The sequence below is a fragment of the Streptomyces sp. NPDC043726 genome (assembly GCF_056436565.1).
On sequence record NZ_JBWKCI010000004.1, the window covers coordinates 273,227 to 288,540 of the forward strand.

Sequence of the window (15,314 nt, forward strand, 5' to 3'; positions counted from 1 at the left end):
TGACGTATCTCGCAGGTGCCGTGAACCACTCACAGCGCCCTAATAGGGGCGCCTCGGGGCGCCGGCAGCCGTGGCGTTCAGGCCGCCACCGGCTGCTTGGGCTCCGCCGTCGCGGCCGCCGGGTCGGCACCCGGCTCGGCGGGCGCGGCGCCCGGGGCCGGCTTGCGCATGCCCTTCAGGACGACCACCAGGGCCGTCGTGACGCAGACGCCGGCCGCGATGGCGACCAGGTAGAGCAGCGGGTTGCCGATCAGCGGGACGACGAAGATGCCGCCGTGCGGGGCGCGCAGGGTGGCGTCGAAGGCCATGGACAGCGCGCCGGTGACCGCGCCGCCCGCCATCGAGGCGGGGATTACGCGCAGCGGATCGGCCGCCGCGAACGGGATGGCGCCCTCGGAGATGAAGGAGGCGCCGAGGAACCAGGCGGCCTTGCCGTTCTCGCGCTCGGTCTGCGTGAACAGCTTGCCGCGGACGGTGGTGGCCAGGGCCATCGCCAGCGGCGGGACCATGCCGGCGGCCATCACCGCGGCCATGACCTTCATCGCGGAGTCGCTGGGGTCGGCGACGGCGATACCGGCCGTGGCGAAGGCGTACGCGACCTTGTTGACCGGGCCGCCGAGGTCGAAGCACATCATCAGGCCGAGCAGGGCGCCGAGCAGGATGGCGTTGGCGCCGGAGAGGCCGTCGAGCCAGTCCGTCATGGCCTGCTGGGCCTCGGCGATGGGCTTGCCGATCACCACGAACATCAGGAAGCCGACGATCAGCGTGGAGATCAGCGGGATCACCACCACCGGCATGATGCCGCGCAGCACCGGCGGGATCTTCACCCGCTGGATCGCCATCACCACACCACCGGCGATGAGACCGGCCGCCAGGCCGCCGAGGAAGCCCGCGTTGATGGTCAGCGAGATCGCGCCGCCGACGAAGCCGGGGACGAGGCCCGGCCGGTCCGCCATGCCGTACGCGATGTAGCCGGCGAGGACCGGGACCAGGAAGCCGAAGGCGACGCCGCCGATCTGGAAGAGCAGGGCGCCCCAGCTGTCGACCTGGGTCCAGTCGAAGTGCTCCATGACCGAGGGAGCCTTGTTGATCTCCCAGCCGCCGATCGCGAAGCCGAGGGCGATCAGCAGACCGCCCGCCGCGACGAACGGGACCATGTAGCTGACGCCGGACATCAGCCACTTGCGGAGCTTGGTGCCGTAGCCCTCGCCGGGCTCACCGGCGCGCTCCACCGGCGTGCCGGTGCCCGCGGGCGCCCCCGCGCTCACCTCTCCGCGCGCCGCCTTCTCGCGCACCTGGCCGATGAGTTCGGCAGGGCGGTTGATGCCGGCCTTCACGCCCACGTCGACCGTCGGCTTCCCGGCGAAGCGGTCCTTGTCCCGTACGGGCACGTCGTGCGCGAAGATCACGCCGTCCGCCGCCGCGATGACCGCCGGGTCGAGCCGGGTGAAGCCGGCCGATCCCTGGGTCTCGACGACGAGTTCGACGCCCGCGTCACGGCCGGCGTTCTCCAGGGACTCGGCCGCCATGTACGTGTGGGCGATGCCGGTCGGGCAGGAAGTGACGGCGACGATACGGAAGGGGCGCTCGCCGGTGACGACGGAGGCGCCCGGCGCCGGGACGGTTGCGCTCTTGGCGTCCGCGCCCGGCGCCGGGGCCGTGCTGCCCGCTGCGGCGCCGGCGGAGGCCGCCCCCGGCGCCGCAGCGGAGTCCTTGGCGACGCTCTGCGCGCCGTGCGCGCCCCCGACAGCGCCGCTCGCGCTCCCAAGAGCGCCGCCCGCACCCTCAGCAGCGCCGTGCACGCCTTCGCCCGCGCCGCTCACGCCCTCTTCCGCGCCGTTCGCGCCTCCCTCAGCGCCGTGCGCGCCCTCGGAAGCGCCCTCCGCACCCGCGTGCGCCCCCGGCACCTCCTCCCCGCGGATCAGCGCCGCCGCCGACCCCGGGTCCGCCGCCGACCGCAGCGCGTCGGTGAACTCCGCGTTCATCAGCTGCCGTGCCAGCGAGGACAGGATCGTCAGGTGGGCGTCGTCCGCGCCGGCCGGCGCCGCGATCAGGAAGATGAGGTCCGCCGGACCGTCCGCGGCGCCGAAGTCGACGCCCGCCGCGCTGCGCCCGAACGCGAGTGTCGGCTCGGTGACGTGCTCGCTGCGGCAGTGCGGGATGCCGATGCCGCCGTCGAGGCCGGTCGGCATCTGGGCCTCGCGGGCGGCGACGTCGGCGAGGAAGCCGTCGAGGTCGGTCACCCGGCCCAGCGCGACCATGCGCTCGGCGAGGGCGCGGGCCGCGGCTTCCTTGGTGTCGGCGGACAGGTCGAGATCGACCAGGTCCGCGGTGATCATGTCGCTCATCGCGGGCTCCTTCGCACGCGTATCGCCCGGGGAGTGGGGTGGGCGGGGGTGGGGACGGGGGTGCAGTGGGGGGAGTGTGAGGGGGAGGGGGAGCGGGAGGGAACGGAGGCGGGACCGGGGAATCCCCGCCTTTCCCCGGTGACAGGGAGACTTGGGCGACCCCGCCTCCCCCGGGTGAGGGGACGGCTCAGGTGACCCCGGCTCCCTCGGGTGAGGGACCGGCTCACGTGACCCCGGCTCCCTCGGGCGACGGAACGGCTCACGTGCCCCCGGCTCCCTTGGACGACAGGACAGCTCAGGCAACCCCGCCTACCTCGGACGACGGCGATGAGGCGGCTCGGCCGGCTCCGTCTCCCGTCGTCCTCGGCGAGAAGCGAGGAGCCTCGCCCTGCCGCAGCCGGGGCGGCCGGCTCGGCGGAGGGCGCGGCGCGGTACGTCATGACACCGGCTCCTTCAGTGCGCGGTCCACCGGCACGTCCGCCGTGACCGTGACGGAAGAGGGGTCCAGGTCTCCCGGCGACGGCATCACGCTGCCGGGCAGCTGTACGGCGGCGGCGCCGTGCGCGACGGCGGAGGCGAGCGCCTCGGGGCCGCTGCCACCGGCGATCAGGAAGCCCGCGAGCGAGGAGTCACCGGCGCCGACGTTGGAGCGCACGGTGTCCACCCGCGCGCTGCCGAACCAGGCGCCCGCGCCGTCCACGAGCAGCTGCCCGTCCGCGCCCAGGCTCGCGAGCACGGCGCGTGCGCCCATCTCGCGCAACTCCTCGGCCGCCTTCACCGCGTCGCCCACCGTCGACAGGGGGCGCCCGACGGCCTCCGCGAGCTCCTCCGCGTTCGGCTTCACCACATCGGGCCGCTCACGCAACGCCTCCAGCAGCGCACGCCCCGAGGTGTCCAGCGCGATCCGCGCGCCCTCCGCGTGCGCCCGCGCCACGACATCGGCGTACCACGCCGGCGCGAGCCCCAGCGGCAGGCTCCCGCAGCACGCGATCCAGTCCGCGTCCCGCGACTGCTCCCGCACCGTCTCCAGCAGCAGTTCCTGCTCGGCGGCCGTCAGCTCCGGACCCGGCGCGTTGATCTTCGTCAGCACCCCGTCCCTCTCCGCGAGCGCGATGTTCGAGCGGGTGGCCCCGGCGATCCGCACCGCCGTGACCTCGATGGCCTGCGCGGCGAGCAGACTGGCGACGAGCGCCCCCGGCGCACCACCCAGGGGCAGCACCGCTGCCGTGCGCCGTCCGGCGGCCGCCACGGCGCGGGACACGTTCACGCCCTTGCCGCCCGGGTCCATGCGCTCACCCGTGGCGCGGATGACCTCGCCGCGCTCCAGCGAGGGGACCTCGTAGGTGCGGTCCAGGGAGGGGTTGGGGGTGACGGTGAGAATCATGCGCGCACTACTTCCGTGCCGCCGCGCTCGATGGCGGCGGCGTCTTCGGGGCTCAGCCCGCTGTCGGTGATCAGCAGGTCCACATCGCCCAGGTCGCCGAAGCGGGCGAAGTGCTCCTGGCCGTGCTTGGAGGAGTCGGCGAGCAGCACCACACGGCGGGCCGCGGCCACCGCCGCGCGCTTCACCGCGGCCTCGGCGAGGTCGGGGGTGGTCAGACCGTGGTCGGCGGAGAAGCCGTTGGCCGCGACGAAGAGGACATCGGCCCGGATCTCGCCGTACGCCCGCAGCGCCCAGGCGTCGACGGCGGCGCGCGTCCGGTGTCGTACGCGCCCCCCGACGAGGTGGAGCTGGATGCCGGGGTGGTCCGCGAGGCGCGCCGCGATCGGGAGGCTGTGGGTGACGACGGTGAGGGAGGCCTCGAGCGGGAGGGCGGCGGCCAGGCGGGCGACCGTCGTACCGGCGTCGAGGATCATCGTGCCGTCGGTGGGGAGTTCCGCGAGGGCTGCCTTGGCGATGTGGTCCTTCTCGTCGGCGGCCGTGGACTCGCGTTCGGCAAGGTCCGGCTCGAAGTCGAGACGGCCGACCGGTATGGCGCCGCCGTGCACCCGGCGCACCAGGCCCGCGCGGTCCAGCGCCTTCAGGTCCCGGCGGATCGTCTCCGCCGTCACCTGGAACTCCTCGGCCAGCGACAGCACGTCCACCCGGCCGCCGTCACGGGCGAGCCGGAGGATTTCCTGCTGCCGCTCCGGTGCGTACATTTCCGTTCGCCTCCGACCAGTGCCCGAATTTGTGGTTTCACCGGAGGCTACGCCGGGATTTCCGGAAAGTAAACAGGTTCGGACCCAACTCGGGCATGAACGGACAGGAGAGGCCGCGGAAAGCCGGGCATGAACGGACTTCCGGTCCCTGGATCCACACACGCCAACACGGAAGGGCCCCACGCCACAGCGCAGGGCCCTTGCTCCAGACGATCCGCCGGTTCAGCCGACCGGCACCGGCACCTTCTCCCCGGAGACCTCCTCCGCAGCGCCCTCCACGTGCTGCGCGGGCCGCCGCGGCAGGGCGAACATCAGCAGGAAGATGACGCCCATCACCCCCGCCACCCAGCCCAGCGCGTGCTGGAAGCCGTCCACGAACGCCGGACCGACACCCGCGGGCCCGGCCGCCTCGATCCGGTCGTCGACCACCCCGAAGAACACGACCGACACCAGCCCGAGCCCGAGCGCGTTGCCCATCTGCTGCACCGTGTTGATCAGCCCCGACGCCGAGCCCGCGTGCTCCCGCGGCACCTCGGAGAGGATCGCGTCGGTCAGCGGGGCCACGATCAGCCCCATGCCCACGCCCATCACGACCAGCGGGAGCGCCATCTGCCAGGGGGCGATGTCCATGCCGTACCGCTCGGACTCCCACATGTAGAGCAGCACACCGAGACCGAGCACCAGCGCCCCCGCCTGCAGCACGCCCCGCCCGAACCGCGGCACCAGCTTCTGCACCGACAGACCCGCCGCCGTGGACACCGCGAGCGAGAACGGCACCCCGGTCAGACCCGCCTTCAGCGGCCCCCAGCCGAGGCCGAGCTGCATGTACAGCGTCCACACCAGGAAGAAGATGCCGAGCCCGACACCGAACACGGTCTGCACGGCGATGCCCGCGGCGAAGCTCTTCACCTTGAACAGGGACAGCTCGATCAGCGGAGAGCCGTCGCGCGCGGCCTTGCGCCGCTCGTACGCCACCAGCGCCCCGAGCACGACGAGCGCGCCGCCCATCGAGACGTACCCCCACAGCGGCCAGCCCAGCTCACGGCCGCGGGTCAGCGGGTAGAGGAGCATCAGCAGTCCGAGCGTCACCAGGGCCACGCCCACCAGGTCCAGCCGGGGGGCCCGGGCGGCCTTGGACTCGGTGATGTAGCGGCTGCCGAGGATCAGGCCCGCGATGCCGACCGGCAGGTTGATGAGGAAGATCGGGCGCCATTCGAGGCCGAAGAGGTTCCACTCGGTCAGCAGCGCGCCGAGCAGCGGACCGGACACGGCCCCGAGCCCCACGACCGCGCCGAACAGCCCGAACACCTTGCCGCGCTCGTGGGCGGGGAAGGTGGCGTGCACGATCGACAGCACCTGCGGCACCATCAGCGCCGCCATCGCGCCCTGGAGGATGCGGGAGGCGACCAGCATCTCCGGGTTCGCGGCGAAGCCGCACAGCGCGGAGGCCAGCGTGAAGCCGCCGATCCCGAGGAGGAACAGCTTCTTGCGGCCGTGGATGTCGCCGAGCCGCCCGCCGGTGATCAGGCCCGCCGCGAAGGCGAGGGCGTAGCCGGCGGTTATCCACTGGATCTGGCTCTCGGAGGCGCCGTCGTTCTGCTGGATCGACGGGATCGCGATGTTCACGATCGTCACGTCGACGAGGTCCATGAAGGCCGCCGTCATGACGATGGCCAGGGCGAACCAACGTCGCCGATCCTGGGCCGGGGTCTGGAGATGGGACTCGCTGGAGGTCATGCACCAAAGCTAAGACCCCAATAGGTCAGATCATGGCCTAATCATCCGGCATCCTCGAAGACATGACCACAGACACTCCGGCCCGGCTGCTGCAGCTCCTCTCCCTCCTCCAGACGCCCCGCGAATGGCCCGGCGGCGAGCTCGCCGGCCGGCTCGGGGTGTCCCGGCGCACGGTACGGCGCGACATCGACCGGCTGCGCGAGCTGGGCTATCCGGTGCAGGCGACCAAGGGTTCCGATGGCGGCTACCGGCTCGTCGCGGGCAAGGCGATGCCGCCGCTCGTCCTCGACGACGAGGAGGCGGTGGCCATCGCGGTCGGGCTGCGGGCGGGCGCCGGGCACGCGGTGGCGGGCGTGGACGAGGCCTCCGTGCGGGCCCTCGCCAAGCTGGAGCAGGTGCTGCCCGGCCGGCTGCGCCACCGGGTCGCCACGCTCCAGGCCGCGACCACCCCGCTGACCAGCGGCGACGGCGCGAGCATCGCACCGGAGACGCTGACCGTGATGGCCTCGACGGTGGCCGGGCAGGAGCGGCTGCGCTTCGCCTACCGCGCGGGCGACGGCACGGAGTCGCGCCGGCTGACCGAGCCCTACCGGCTCGTCTCCACCGGCCGCCGCTGGTACCTCGTCGCCTACGACCTCGACCGCGACGACTGGCGGACCTTCCGCGTGGACCGGGTCAGCGAGCCCTTCGCCACCGGCGCCCGTTTCGCCCCGCGCGAGCTGCCGACGGGCAGCGCGGCCGAGTATCTGCGGCAGTCGATGTACCGGCGGCAGGAGACCTACGAGTTCAGCGTCACCTTCGCCGCCCCCGCGCAGTTCGTCGCGGCCCGCCTGCCCCAGTGGCTCGGCACCCCCGAGCCGATCGACACCGACACCTGCCGCCTGCGCGCGACGAGCGGGGACGCCGTGGAGTGGATGGCGGTACGTCTCGCGATGATCGACTGTGAGTTCACGGTCCACGAGCCGGCGGAACTGGTGCGGTGCGTAAGGGACTTGGGCGGCCGCCTGAGCAGGGCGGCAGCAGGCTGACCCCACGCGCGCGCCGTTCCTCGGTGACCCGCGCGCGCTCTCCACGATGACCCGCGCGCCCTCGTCTACGGCCGCCCCCGCGCCCCCAACTCCCCCCAGGGAAAGTCCCGCAGCACCGCCAGATTCCGCAGGGCCAGTTCGGCCGGTCCCCCCGGTTCGTCGGGCCGCCCCTCCCCCGCGGCCCACGACTCCACGGCGACCCGGACCGCCGCTCCGGCCACCGCCGCCGCGAACCTGAGCTCGGGCGCACAGGCAACGCTCTCGGGCACACCGGCAACGTTGTCGGGTACGTCCGTCCGCCCCAGCCGCCCCGCCAGCACGTCCGCCAGCGTCCGCTCCGACGCGTGGCAGACCTCCGCCCACACCTTCCCCAGCGCGGGGCCGGCCTCGGCGAGACGGATCAGGGTGCGGACCCACTCCCAGGAGGAGGCCGAGACGCCCACGCCGGGTGTCAGGGTGTGCCGTACCGCGTGTTCCAGGGCCTCGGGGACGGACAGTTCCGCGGGGGCGAGGTGCACGGCCTGTGCCCAGCGCTCGGCGCCCGCCGCGTAAAGGGGGGCGACGGCCTCCTCCTTCGTGGCGAAATACCGGTAGAACGTGCGCGGCGCGATACCGGCGGCCTGGGCGATGTCCTCCGCGCGGGTGGCGCGCAGGCCCTGCCGGACGAAGAGGCCGGCCGCGGCGCGGGCGATCTGCATACGGGTCTCCGCCTTGCGCCGCTCCGTCAGGGAGAGGGGGACGGCGGAGTTTGGTGCTGGGGTGGGGCTGCTCACGTTCGGCAGGCTATGCCCATGTGACACAATCTGCCATCCGGCGGGCCACCCCGGGGTTCAGGTACGGGGTGGCCCGCCTTCCAGCGCGCCCCGAGGCGAAGAACCACCCCACGGAGGAGCCGGACCCCGGCGCCCAGGGGGGGGAGGGCGCCGAGATCCGGCTTTGGGAGAGTCCCGGCGCCGGGGGGGATGTAGCGGCGGGACTTGGTTCAGGGTGGGCCCGCGAGGGGGGATCGCGAGGCCCGAACTCCTGGACCCTGAAAAGTTGTTCCCAGGGCCCTGCCGCTTGAAGCGGTGTTACGCGCCATGTTTGCGCGGTCTTTCGCCACCGGGCGTACGCGGCCGTGGCACCACGCACGCCCCCGGCTCAGGCCGCCCCGCTCGATTCGCCCCCGCTCACATCGCCCCGGTCACGCCGCCGCGTCGAACCCGGTGTCCCGGGCCAGCTTCTTCAGCTCCAGCAGCGCGTGCTTCTCGATCTGCCGGATGCGCTCGCGCGTCAGACCGTGCTCCTTGCCGACCTCGGTCAGGGTGCGCTCCCGGCCGTCGTCGATGCCGTACCGCATCTTGATGATCGAGGCCGTGCGCTGGTCGAGGCGGCCGATCAGGTCGTCCAGCTCCTCGCTGCGCAGCAGGGTCAGCACCGACTGCTCCGGGGAGACCGCCGAGGTGTCCTCCAGCAGGTCACCGAACTGGGTCTCGCCCTGGTCGTCCACCGACATGTTCAGCGAGACCGGGTCGCGGGCCCAGTCGAGGACGTCCGCGACGCGCTCCGGCGTGGAGCCCAGCTCCGCGGCGATCTCGGCGGGCTCGGGGTCCCGGCCGTTCTCACGGTTGAACTCGCGCTGCACGCGCCGGATCCGGCCGAGCTCCTCCACCAGGTGGACGGGGAGCCGGATGGTGCGGGACTGGTCGGCTATGGAACGGGTGATCGCCTGACGGATCCACCAGGTGGCGTACGTGGAGAACTTGAAGCCCTTGCGGTAGTCGAACTTCTCGACCGCGCGCACCAGGCCGGCGTTGCCCTCCTGGATCAGGTCCAGCAGCGGCAGTCCGCTGCGCGGGTAGCGGCGGGCGACGGCGACGACCAGGCGGAGGTTGGAGCGGATGAAGACGTCCTTGGCACGCTCCCCCTCGGCGACCAGTGCCTCGAGCTCCTGACGGGAGGCGTCCGCCGTGGACTCCTCGTACCCGTCGAGGACCTGTCGCGCGAACACACCCGCCTCGATGATCTGGGACAGCTCGACTTCCTTGGCGGCGTCGAGCAGCGGGGTGCGGGCGATCTCGTCGAGGTACATGCCGACCAGGTCGCGATCGGCGATGTCGCCGCCATGGGCGCGAACACTGCTTGCCGCGGCGTCCGTCTCGCCGGTGGCGGACTGACGACGGGCGACGGCACGGGTTGCCATGCGTGCTCCCTTGCGATGGTGGGCTGGCGGGTGGTCCTGGTTGCCCGGCACTCTGCTCGGGTGCCCTGCATCCGATGGAAACAACGACTGGAATCAGGACAGAATTCCCAACCCATCCCCCTATTTTTCTGATCTTGCAGTACCCTGTCGGCCGCGCGGCCCGGATCGGGGGTCGCCGCCCCTCACAGAGGCGCAGGTCAGCCCGAGAGTCGAGGCGTGCCCCGAAGCCCTCACGAACCCCTGCGGCCGCTGTGCATTTGTGGCGCCCGTCATATCCGGCCCGGCGCTCCTACACCCGTGAAGACGGACCACGCCCTGTGAAGGTTGCCGGGACGGGCGACCTCACGGGAATCTCACAGGTACCCCACACACGGCCTTTATGCCTGGTCACACCTGACGGCCCCGGCTCAGCCGAACTGCACCGACCGCTTCGCGAGCCCCATCCAGAACCCGTCGATCACGGACTTCTGCGCGTCCAGCTCGCCGCCCGCCTCCGCCGCGCCCATGGTCACGAACAGCGGGGCGAAGTGCTCGGTGCGCGGATGGGCGTACCGGCCGGCTGGGGACTTGTGGAGGAAGTCCAGCAGCGCGTCCCAGTCCTGGCTCTCCAGGGCCCGGCGGCCCCAGTCGTCGAACTCGGCGGACCAGGCGGGGATGCCGCCCTGGCGGAGCGCGGCGAGGTTGTGGGTGAAGAAGCCGGAGCCGACGATCAGCACGCCCTCGTCGCGCAGCGGGGCCAGCTTTCGGCCGATCTCCATGAGCCGGACCGGGTCGAGGGTGGGCATGGAGATCTGCAGGACGGGGATGTCGGCGGCGGGGAACATCTCCACGAGCGGGACGTACGCGCCGTGGTCGAGCCCGCGGTCCGGGATGTCCTGCACGGGCACGCCGGGGGCGCGCAGCAGCTTGCGTACGGACTCGGCGAGCGCGGGGGCGCCGGGGGCGCCGTAGGTCACCTCGTAGTAGTGGCGCGGGAAGCCCCAGAAGTCGTAGACGAGCGGAACGGGCTCCACGGCGCCGAGCGCCAGCGGGGCCTCCTCCCAGTGGGCGGAGACCATCAGGATCGCCTTCGGACGGGGCAGGCCGGCGGACCAGGCCGCGAGTTCGCCGGGCCAGACGGGGTCGTCGGCGAGGGGCGGGGCGCCGTGGCTGAGGTAGAGAGCGGGCATGCGCTCCGGGGTTGCGGCGGTCATGGCGGGCGGCTCCCTCTGACGCGGCCCCCGGTCCCGGCGTTCAGGACGGGGCGGGATGAGCGGGGTTACTTGAATTCTAAATCTCTACGTCAGGATAGGCCCGGTTCGTTTAAGTTTCAAGGAGACTGCTCGTACAGTGGAGCCATGAACTCGGCCTCCGCACCCGCATCCGCTGAAGACCCCCGCTGGCTCACCGACGAGGAGCAGCGCGTCTGGCGCTCCTACCTCCAGGCCACGACCCTCCTGGAGGACCATCTGGACCGCCAGCTCCAGCGGGACGCGGGGATGCCGCACATCTACTACGGACTGCTCGTCAAGCTCGCCGACTCCCCCCGGCGCCGGCTGCGGATGACCGAACTGGCGATGTACGCCAAGATCACCCGTTCCCGTCTCTCGCACGCCGTCGCGCGCCTGGAGAAGAACGGCTGGGTGCGCCGCGAGGACTGTCCCTCCGACAAGCGCGGCCAGTTCGCGGTGCTGACCGACGAGGGGCTCGCGGTGCTGGAGCGGACCGCGCCGGGTCATGTGAAGGCCGTGCGGGGCGCGCTCTTCGACCGGCTCACCCCGGAACAGCAGAAGTCCCTCGGCGAGATCATGCGGATCGTCGCCGAGGGACTGGAGCCCGATGAAGCGGGTGCGGATCTGCCCTGGCTCCGCTGAGCCGCTCACTCAGTCGAAGCCAGGGCAGATCCTGGGTCGTACGTACGGGGCGTCCCCTTCCCCGTGCGTACGGGTCCGTCCCGAAGAGGGGGGTCGTCAGTGGGCGACGACCGGCACCGCCAGCTCCTCACCGGCGCCCTCTTCGGAGGAGGCCACCGGCGTGCTGCCGGGTTTGCCGGCGTTGACGAAGGTGAAGGCGATCAGCGCGGCGGCGACCAGGATGCCGACGGCCGCCCAGATGGCGGTGGTGTAGCCCTCGACCATGCCCTCCAGCTGGACGAGCTGCTGCTGGGAGCGGGTGGCGGCACCGCCGATGTGGTCGGCGATGTAGGTGGTCGTGGCCGAGGCGGCGATCGTGTTCAGCAGCGCCGTACCGATGGCACCGCCCACCTGCTGGGAGGTGTTGACCATCGCGGAGGCGACACCGGAGTCCTGCGGCTTGACGCCCATGGTGGCCAGGGACATGGCCGGCATGAACGCCGTACCCATGCCCAGACCGAGCAGCAGCATCGCGGGCAGCAGCAGGGCGGCGTAGGAGGAGTCGACCTCCAGCTGGGTCAGCATCAGCATGCCGACCGCGGCGAGCAGGAAGCCGGGGCCCATCAGCAGGCGCGGCGCGACCCGGGTCATCAGACGGGTGCCGATCTGGGTCGAGCCCGTGATCATGCCGACGATCATCGGCAGGAACGCGAAGCCGGTCTTGACCGGCGAGTAGCCCTGGACGATCTGCAGGTAGTAGGTCAGGAACAGGAACAGACCGAACATGCCGATGATGGCGAGGCCGAGCGAGAGGTAGATCCCGCCGCGGTTGCGGTCGGTGACCACGCGCAGCGGCAGCAGCGGGGCCTTGACCTTGGCCTCGGTGATGACGAACGCGAGCAGCAGGACCGCGGAGCCGACGAACATGCCGACCGTCACCGCGTCGCCCCAGCCGTCGGACTCGGCGCGGGTGAAGCCGTAGACCAGCGCGACCAGACCCAGGGTGGAGAGCAGGACGCCGGGGATGTCGAGCGGGTTGCGGTTGCGGCCGCCCTCGGGCTCACGGATGACGAACCAGGCACCGGCGGCGGCGATCACGGCGAACGGGATGTTCACGAAGAACGTCCAGCGCCAGTCCAGGTACTCGGTGAGGAAGCCGCCGAGGATCAGACCGACGGCACCGCCGGCACCGGCGATGGCGCCGTAGATGCCGAACGCCTTGGCACGCTCCTTGGCGTCCGTGAACATCACGGCGAGCAGGGAGAGCGCGGCGGGCGCGAGCAGGGCGCCGAAGACACCCTGGAGGGCACGGGCGCCGAACATCATGGCCTCGTTGGTGGCGGCGCCACCGAGCGCGGAGGCCGCGGCGAAGCCGGCGAGACCGACGACGAAGGCGCGCTTACGGCCCCACAGGTCGGCGATGCGGCCGCCGAACAGGAGCAGACCACCGAAGGCGAGGGCGTAGGCCGTGACGACCCACTGCCGGTTGCCGTCGGATATGCCCAGGTCCTGCTGTGCGGAGGGCAGCGCGATGTTCACGATGGTGGCGTCGAGGACCACCATCAGCTGGGCGAGCGCGATGAAGACGAGCGCTTTCCAGCGGTTGGAATCGGGGTTGGCATCCGGTACGGACGAAGCCTTGACGGCTGATTGAGACATGGAGGTACCCACTTCGGGACTTCGTGACGGAAAAGACGTGGAGACGTGGATGACTGAAGACGCGGATAAGTCGGTGGTGTGACGCGGATCGGTCAGGCTTGGCGGAGGTCCTCCAACGTGACGGCGGCTCCCGGCAGTTCGGAGCGGGCCGGGGCCCGCAGTCCGTCCAGGAACAGCTGGAGGTGGCGGTGGACGAATCGGTCGGCGCTGAGACAGCCGGTGCCGGCCGGGGGCCGGCTGAGCTGGGCGACGGCGACCATCAGGTCACCGACACCGACGTCCTCGCGGAGCTGCCCGGCAGCCCGGGCGCGCTCCATGACCCTCTGGATGATCTGCTCGCTCCGCTCGCGCGCGGCCTCCAGATCCGGGTGGTTCTGGTCGAAGGTGCTGGAGATCATCGGGCACAGGGCACTGATCCGCTCGTCGGCGGCGGTGTGCACGAAGCGCTCCAGGGCCTCGAAGGCGTCGCCGTTCTGCGCGAGCGCGGCCTCGGCGGCGGCCACCGTACGGTCCATGACCGAGCAGACGACCTCGCGGACGAGGGCGTCCCGGTCCGGGAAGTTCCGGTAAACGGTGGCGTTGCCGACACCGGCGCGGCGGGCGATCTCGTCGAGCGGTACGTCCGGACCGTGCTCGACGAACATCTCCCGGGCGGCGGTGACGATCCGCTCCCGGTTGCGGAGGGCGTCGGCACGCGGCCGGGTCACCTTGCGCGGCACGGGGATCGCGGTCTGCACGGCGTCCTCCTCTGAGGCGTGAGCGGCTTGTAAGAGCCGGGTCGTGAGTGGCTTCTGTAAGGCGTGTGACGGCGATCCGGGGAAGCTGTCCCCGTTTCGCGCGAACACTGGTCTAAACGGGGAGGGGGTCCCCGGTTATTTCCCGCCCGGGAAGAGATTTCCTGTGACCTGAGTCACAGCCTCTCCACGTGCCCTGTTCGGGCTCATCCAGCGCGCGCCCGCGCCCCCGTCGGCCGAGGGTGATCGCAAGGGCGCAGCCAGACCGGCGGCTGCCGCGGACGAAGGGCCCCTGCATGCAGCCGTCCAGCCGTCGGATACGCCCCCGCCGTGTCGCCGCCCTCGCCTCCGTGACCGCGCTGACCCTGGCGGTCAGCACCTCGGCGGGCTCCGGGCACCTCTCGGCGGGCGGGACGACGGCGAAGGCGGGACCGATCTCGCTGGCCCGCACCTCGGCACTCGGCCCCTGCATGATCAGTGGCGGCCCGGCGGTGCAGATGTCCGAGGGCGTCCCCACCGCGAGCGGCTACTCCCGCTCCACCGGCACGGTCCGGGCCCTGACCCTGATGATCGACTTCTCCGACGCCCGCGGCCAGGGCAAGGCCATGGACCGCTACCGCGAGTTCTTCCCGCAGACCCGGGACTGGTTCCGCACCAGTTCCTACGGCCGTCTCGACTACCGCGCGGAGACCCCGATCCGCGACTGGCTGCGGATGCCGAAGTCGTTCGAGGAGTACGGCATAGAACGCGGCGCCCCCTTCGACCCCGGCTACCGCGGCCTCGTCCAGGACATCGTGGCCGCGGCAGACCCGAAGGTGGACTTCCGCCGCTACGACTTCCTGAACGTCCTGGTCACCCCCAACGCCGGCCCCTCCGCCCTGGACACGGTCCTGTCCGTCACCTTCGCCGGCAACACCGAGGCCCCGGTGGCCGACGGCGTCCCCGTCGCGAACGCCTCCTTCGTCTACTCCCGCCAGGACGACGGCTCCGGCACCTACGACCGCACCGGCTACCGCGTCCTCCCCCACGAGAACGGCCATGTCTTCGGACTGCCCGACCTCTACACCCAGGAGGGCGGGGGCGCGGTCGGGCACTGGGACATCATGAGCGAGGACTGGGGCGCCAACAACGACCTCCTCGGCTGGCACAAGTGGAAGCTGGGCTGGCTGGACCCGGCGCAGATCAGCTGTGCGACGGCACCCGGGACGGCGGAGTACCGGCTGACCCCGCTGGCCCGCCCCGGCGGCCCGAAACTGGTCTTCGTCCCCCTGGACGGCCGGACCGGATACGCCGTGGAGCTGCGCACCCGCGAGGGCAACGACGAGACGGTGTGCCGGCCCGGGGTGCTGATCTACAAGGTCGACGCCGACGTGGACACCGGGCAGGGCCCGGTACGGGTGTACGACAGCCTCGGCGACAGCGGCGGCTGCACCCGCAGCCCTAACGTTCACGCGGAGCTGTCGGACGCGCCCTTCGCACCCGGGGAGGATTTCCAGGACCCACGCAGTGGCATCCGGATCACGGTGTCGGCGGAGCTTTCGGGGGACCACGTGGTGCGGGTGACCCGGAAGTAGCCGCATCGCCCCGCGCCCCCACGGCACCGCCGTACCGCGGCTCACGCGGAGCCCGCCCACCACTACCGTGGGGCCTGC

General features: G+C 72.0%; 12 protein-coding genes. 3 read left to right on the forward strand and 9 right to left on the reverse strand.

Annotated elements, in window-relative coordinates; translation table 11 throughout:
- Positions 1-77: 77 nt before the first annotated feature.
- The 4 genes from AC068Z_RS13500 to AC068Z_RS13515 form a co-directional block, all read right to left on the reverse strand.
- Positions 78-2,348 (reverse strand): PTS fructose transporter subunit IIABC, encoded by a 2,271-nt coding sequence (locus tag AC068Z_RS13500; RefSeq protein WP_478554758.1) that lies wholly within the window; start codon positions 2,346-2,348, stop codon positions 78-80.
- Between the two features lie 436 nt (positions 2,349-2,784).
- Complete coding sequence (gene pfkB / locus AC068Z_RS13505) at positions 2,785-3,732, reverse strand: 1-phosphofructokinase (RefSeq protein WP_478554759.1); 948 nt, start codon at positions 3,730-3,732, stop codon at positions 2,785-2,787.
- Complete coding sequence (locus tag AC068Z_RS13510) at positions 3,729-4,490, reverse strand: DeoR/GlpR family DNA-binding transcription regulator (RefSeq protein ID WP_478554760.1); 762 nt, start codon at positions 4,488-4,490, stop codon at positions 3,729-3,731. The genes pfkB and AC068Z_RS13510 overlap by 4 nt, the downstream gene beginning before the upstream one ends.
- A 222-nt stretch (positions 4,491-4,712) precedes the next feature.
- Entirely contained in the window at positions 4,713-6,227 is a 1,515-nt protein-coding gene (locus tag AC068Z_RS13515) for an MFS transporter (protein ID WP_478554761.1), read from the reverse strand.
- Positions 6,228-6,289: 62 nt separating this feature from the next.
- On the opposite strand from AC068Z_RS13515, the gene AC068Z_RS13520 reads away from it, so the two are divergent.
- Positions 6,290-7,255 carry a helix-turn-helix transcriptional regulator gene (locus tag AC068Z_RS13520; protein WP_478554762.1) on the forward strand — a complete coding sequence of 322 codons (966 nt, stop codon included), beginning with the start codon at positions 6,290-6,292 and terminating at the stop codon, positions 7,253-7,255.
- Between the two features lie 65 nt (positions 7,256-7,320).
- Here the strand turns inward: AC068Z_RS13520 and AC068Z_RS13525 are convergent, their stop codons facing one another.
- The 3 genes from AC068Z_RS13525 to AC068Z_RS13535 all read right to left on the reverse strand — a co-directional run bounded on the left by AC068Z_RS13525 (position 7,321) and on the right by AC068Z_RS13535 (position 10,630).
- Positions 7,321-7,953, reverse strand: coding sequence for a TetR/AcrR family transcriptional regulator (locus AC068Z_RS13525; protein WP_478555364.1), 633 nt, complete (start codon positions 7,951-7,953; stop codon positions 7,321-7,323).
- A gap of 485 nt (positions 7,954-8,438) precedes the next feature.
- Positions 8,439-9,437 (reverse strand): sigma-70 family RNA polymerase sigma factor, encoded by a 999-nt coding sequence (locus AC068Z_RS13530; RefSeq protein WP_478554763.1) that lies wholly within the window; start codon positions 9,435-9,437, stop codon positions 8,439-8,441.
- Positions 9,438-9,844: 407 nt separating this feature from the next.
- Positions 9,845-10,630, reverse strand: a complete 786-nt coding sequence (locus AC068Z_RS13535; protein WP_478554764.1) for a dioxygenase family protein — start codon at positions 10,628-10,630, stop codon at positions 9,845-9,847.
- A gap of 144 nt (positions 10,631-10,774) precedes the next feature.
- Here AC068Z_RS13535 and AC068Z_RS13540 point away from each other — a divergent pair, with 144 nt between their 5' ends.
- Positions 10,775-11,290, forward strand: a complete 516-nt coding sequence (locus tag AC068Z_RS13540) for a MarR family winged helix-turn-helix transcriptional regulator (protein ID WP_478554765.1) — start codon at positions 10,775-10,777, stop codon at positions 11,288-11,290.
- Positions 11,291-11,386: 96 nt separating this feature from the next.
- On the opposite strand, the gene AC068Z_RS13545 is transcribed toward AC068Z_RS13540, so the two are convergent.
- Entirely contained in the window at positions 11,387-12,928 is a 1,542-nt protein-coding gene (locus tag AC068Z_RS13545) for an MFS transporter (RefSeq protein WP_478554766.1), read from the reverse strand.
- A gap of 92 nt (positions 12,929-13,020) precedes the next feature.
- Complete coding sequence (locus AC068Z_RS13550) at positions 13,021-13,665, reverse strand: TetR/AcrR family transcriptional regulator (RefSeq protein ID WP_478554767.1); 645 nt, start codon at positions 13,663-13,665, stop codon at positions 13,021-13,023.
- A gap of 293 nt (positions 13,666-13,958) precedes the next feature.
- Between AC068Z_RS13550 and AC068Z_RS13555 the strand changes: the two genes are divergently transcribed.
- Positions 13,959-15,236: a M6 family metalloprotease domain-containing protein gene (locus AC068Z_RS13555; protein ID WP_478554768.1), complete on the forward strand. Its 1,278-nt coding sequence runs from the start codon at positions 13,959-13,961 to the stop codon at positions 15,234-15,236.
- Positions 15,237-15,314 lie beyond the last annotated feature (78 nt).

Bases quoted from the DNA above. Each gene is read 5' to 3' on its own strand.
- AC068Z_RS13545 (WP_478554766.1), bottom strand. From the start codon at position 12,928: ATGTCTCAATCAGCCGTCAAGGCTTCGTCCGTACCGGATGCCAACCCC.
- AC068Z_RS13515 (WP_478554761.1), bottom strand. From the start codon at position 6,227: ATGACCTCCAGCGAGTCCCATCTCCAGACCCCGGCCCAGGATCGGCGA.
- AC068Z_RS13525 (WP_478555364.1), bottom strand. From the start codon at position 7,953: ATGCAGATCGCCCGCGCCGCGGCCGGCCTCTTCGTCCGGCAGGGCCTG.
- AC068Z_RS13555 (WP_478554768.1), top strand. From the start codon at position 13,959: ATGCAGCCGTCCAGCCGTCGGATACGCCCCCGCCGTGTCGCCGCCCTC.
- AC068Z_RS13530 (WP_478554763.1), bottom strand. From the start codon at position 9,437: ATGGCAACCCGTGCCGTCGCCCGTCGTCAGTCCGCCACCGGCGAGACG.
- pfkB (WP_478554759.1), bottom strand. From the start codon at position 3,732: ATGATTCTCACCGTCACCCCCAACCCCTCCCTGGACCGCACCTACGAG.
- AC068Z_RS13500 (WP_478554758.1), bottom strand. From the start codon at position 2,348: ATGAGCGACATGATCACCGCGGACCTGGTCGATCTCGACCTGTCCGCC.
- AC068Z_RS13520 (WP_478554762.1), top strand. From the start codon at position 6,290: ATGACCACAGACACTCCGGCCCGGCTGCTGCAGCTCCTCTCCCTCCTC.
- AC068Z_RS13510 (WP_478554760.1), bottom strand. From the start codon at position 4,490: ATGTACGCACCGGAGCGGCAGCAGGAAATCCTCCGGCTCGCCCGTGAC.
- AC068Z_RS13535 (WP_478554764.1), bottom strand. From the start codon at position 10,630: ATGACCGCCGCAACCCCGGAGCGCATGCCCGCTCTCTACCTCAGCCAC.
- AC068Z_RS13540 (WP_478554765.1), top strand. From the start codon at position 10,775: ATGAACTCGGCCTCCGCACCCGCATCCGCTGAAGACCCCCGCTGGCTC.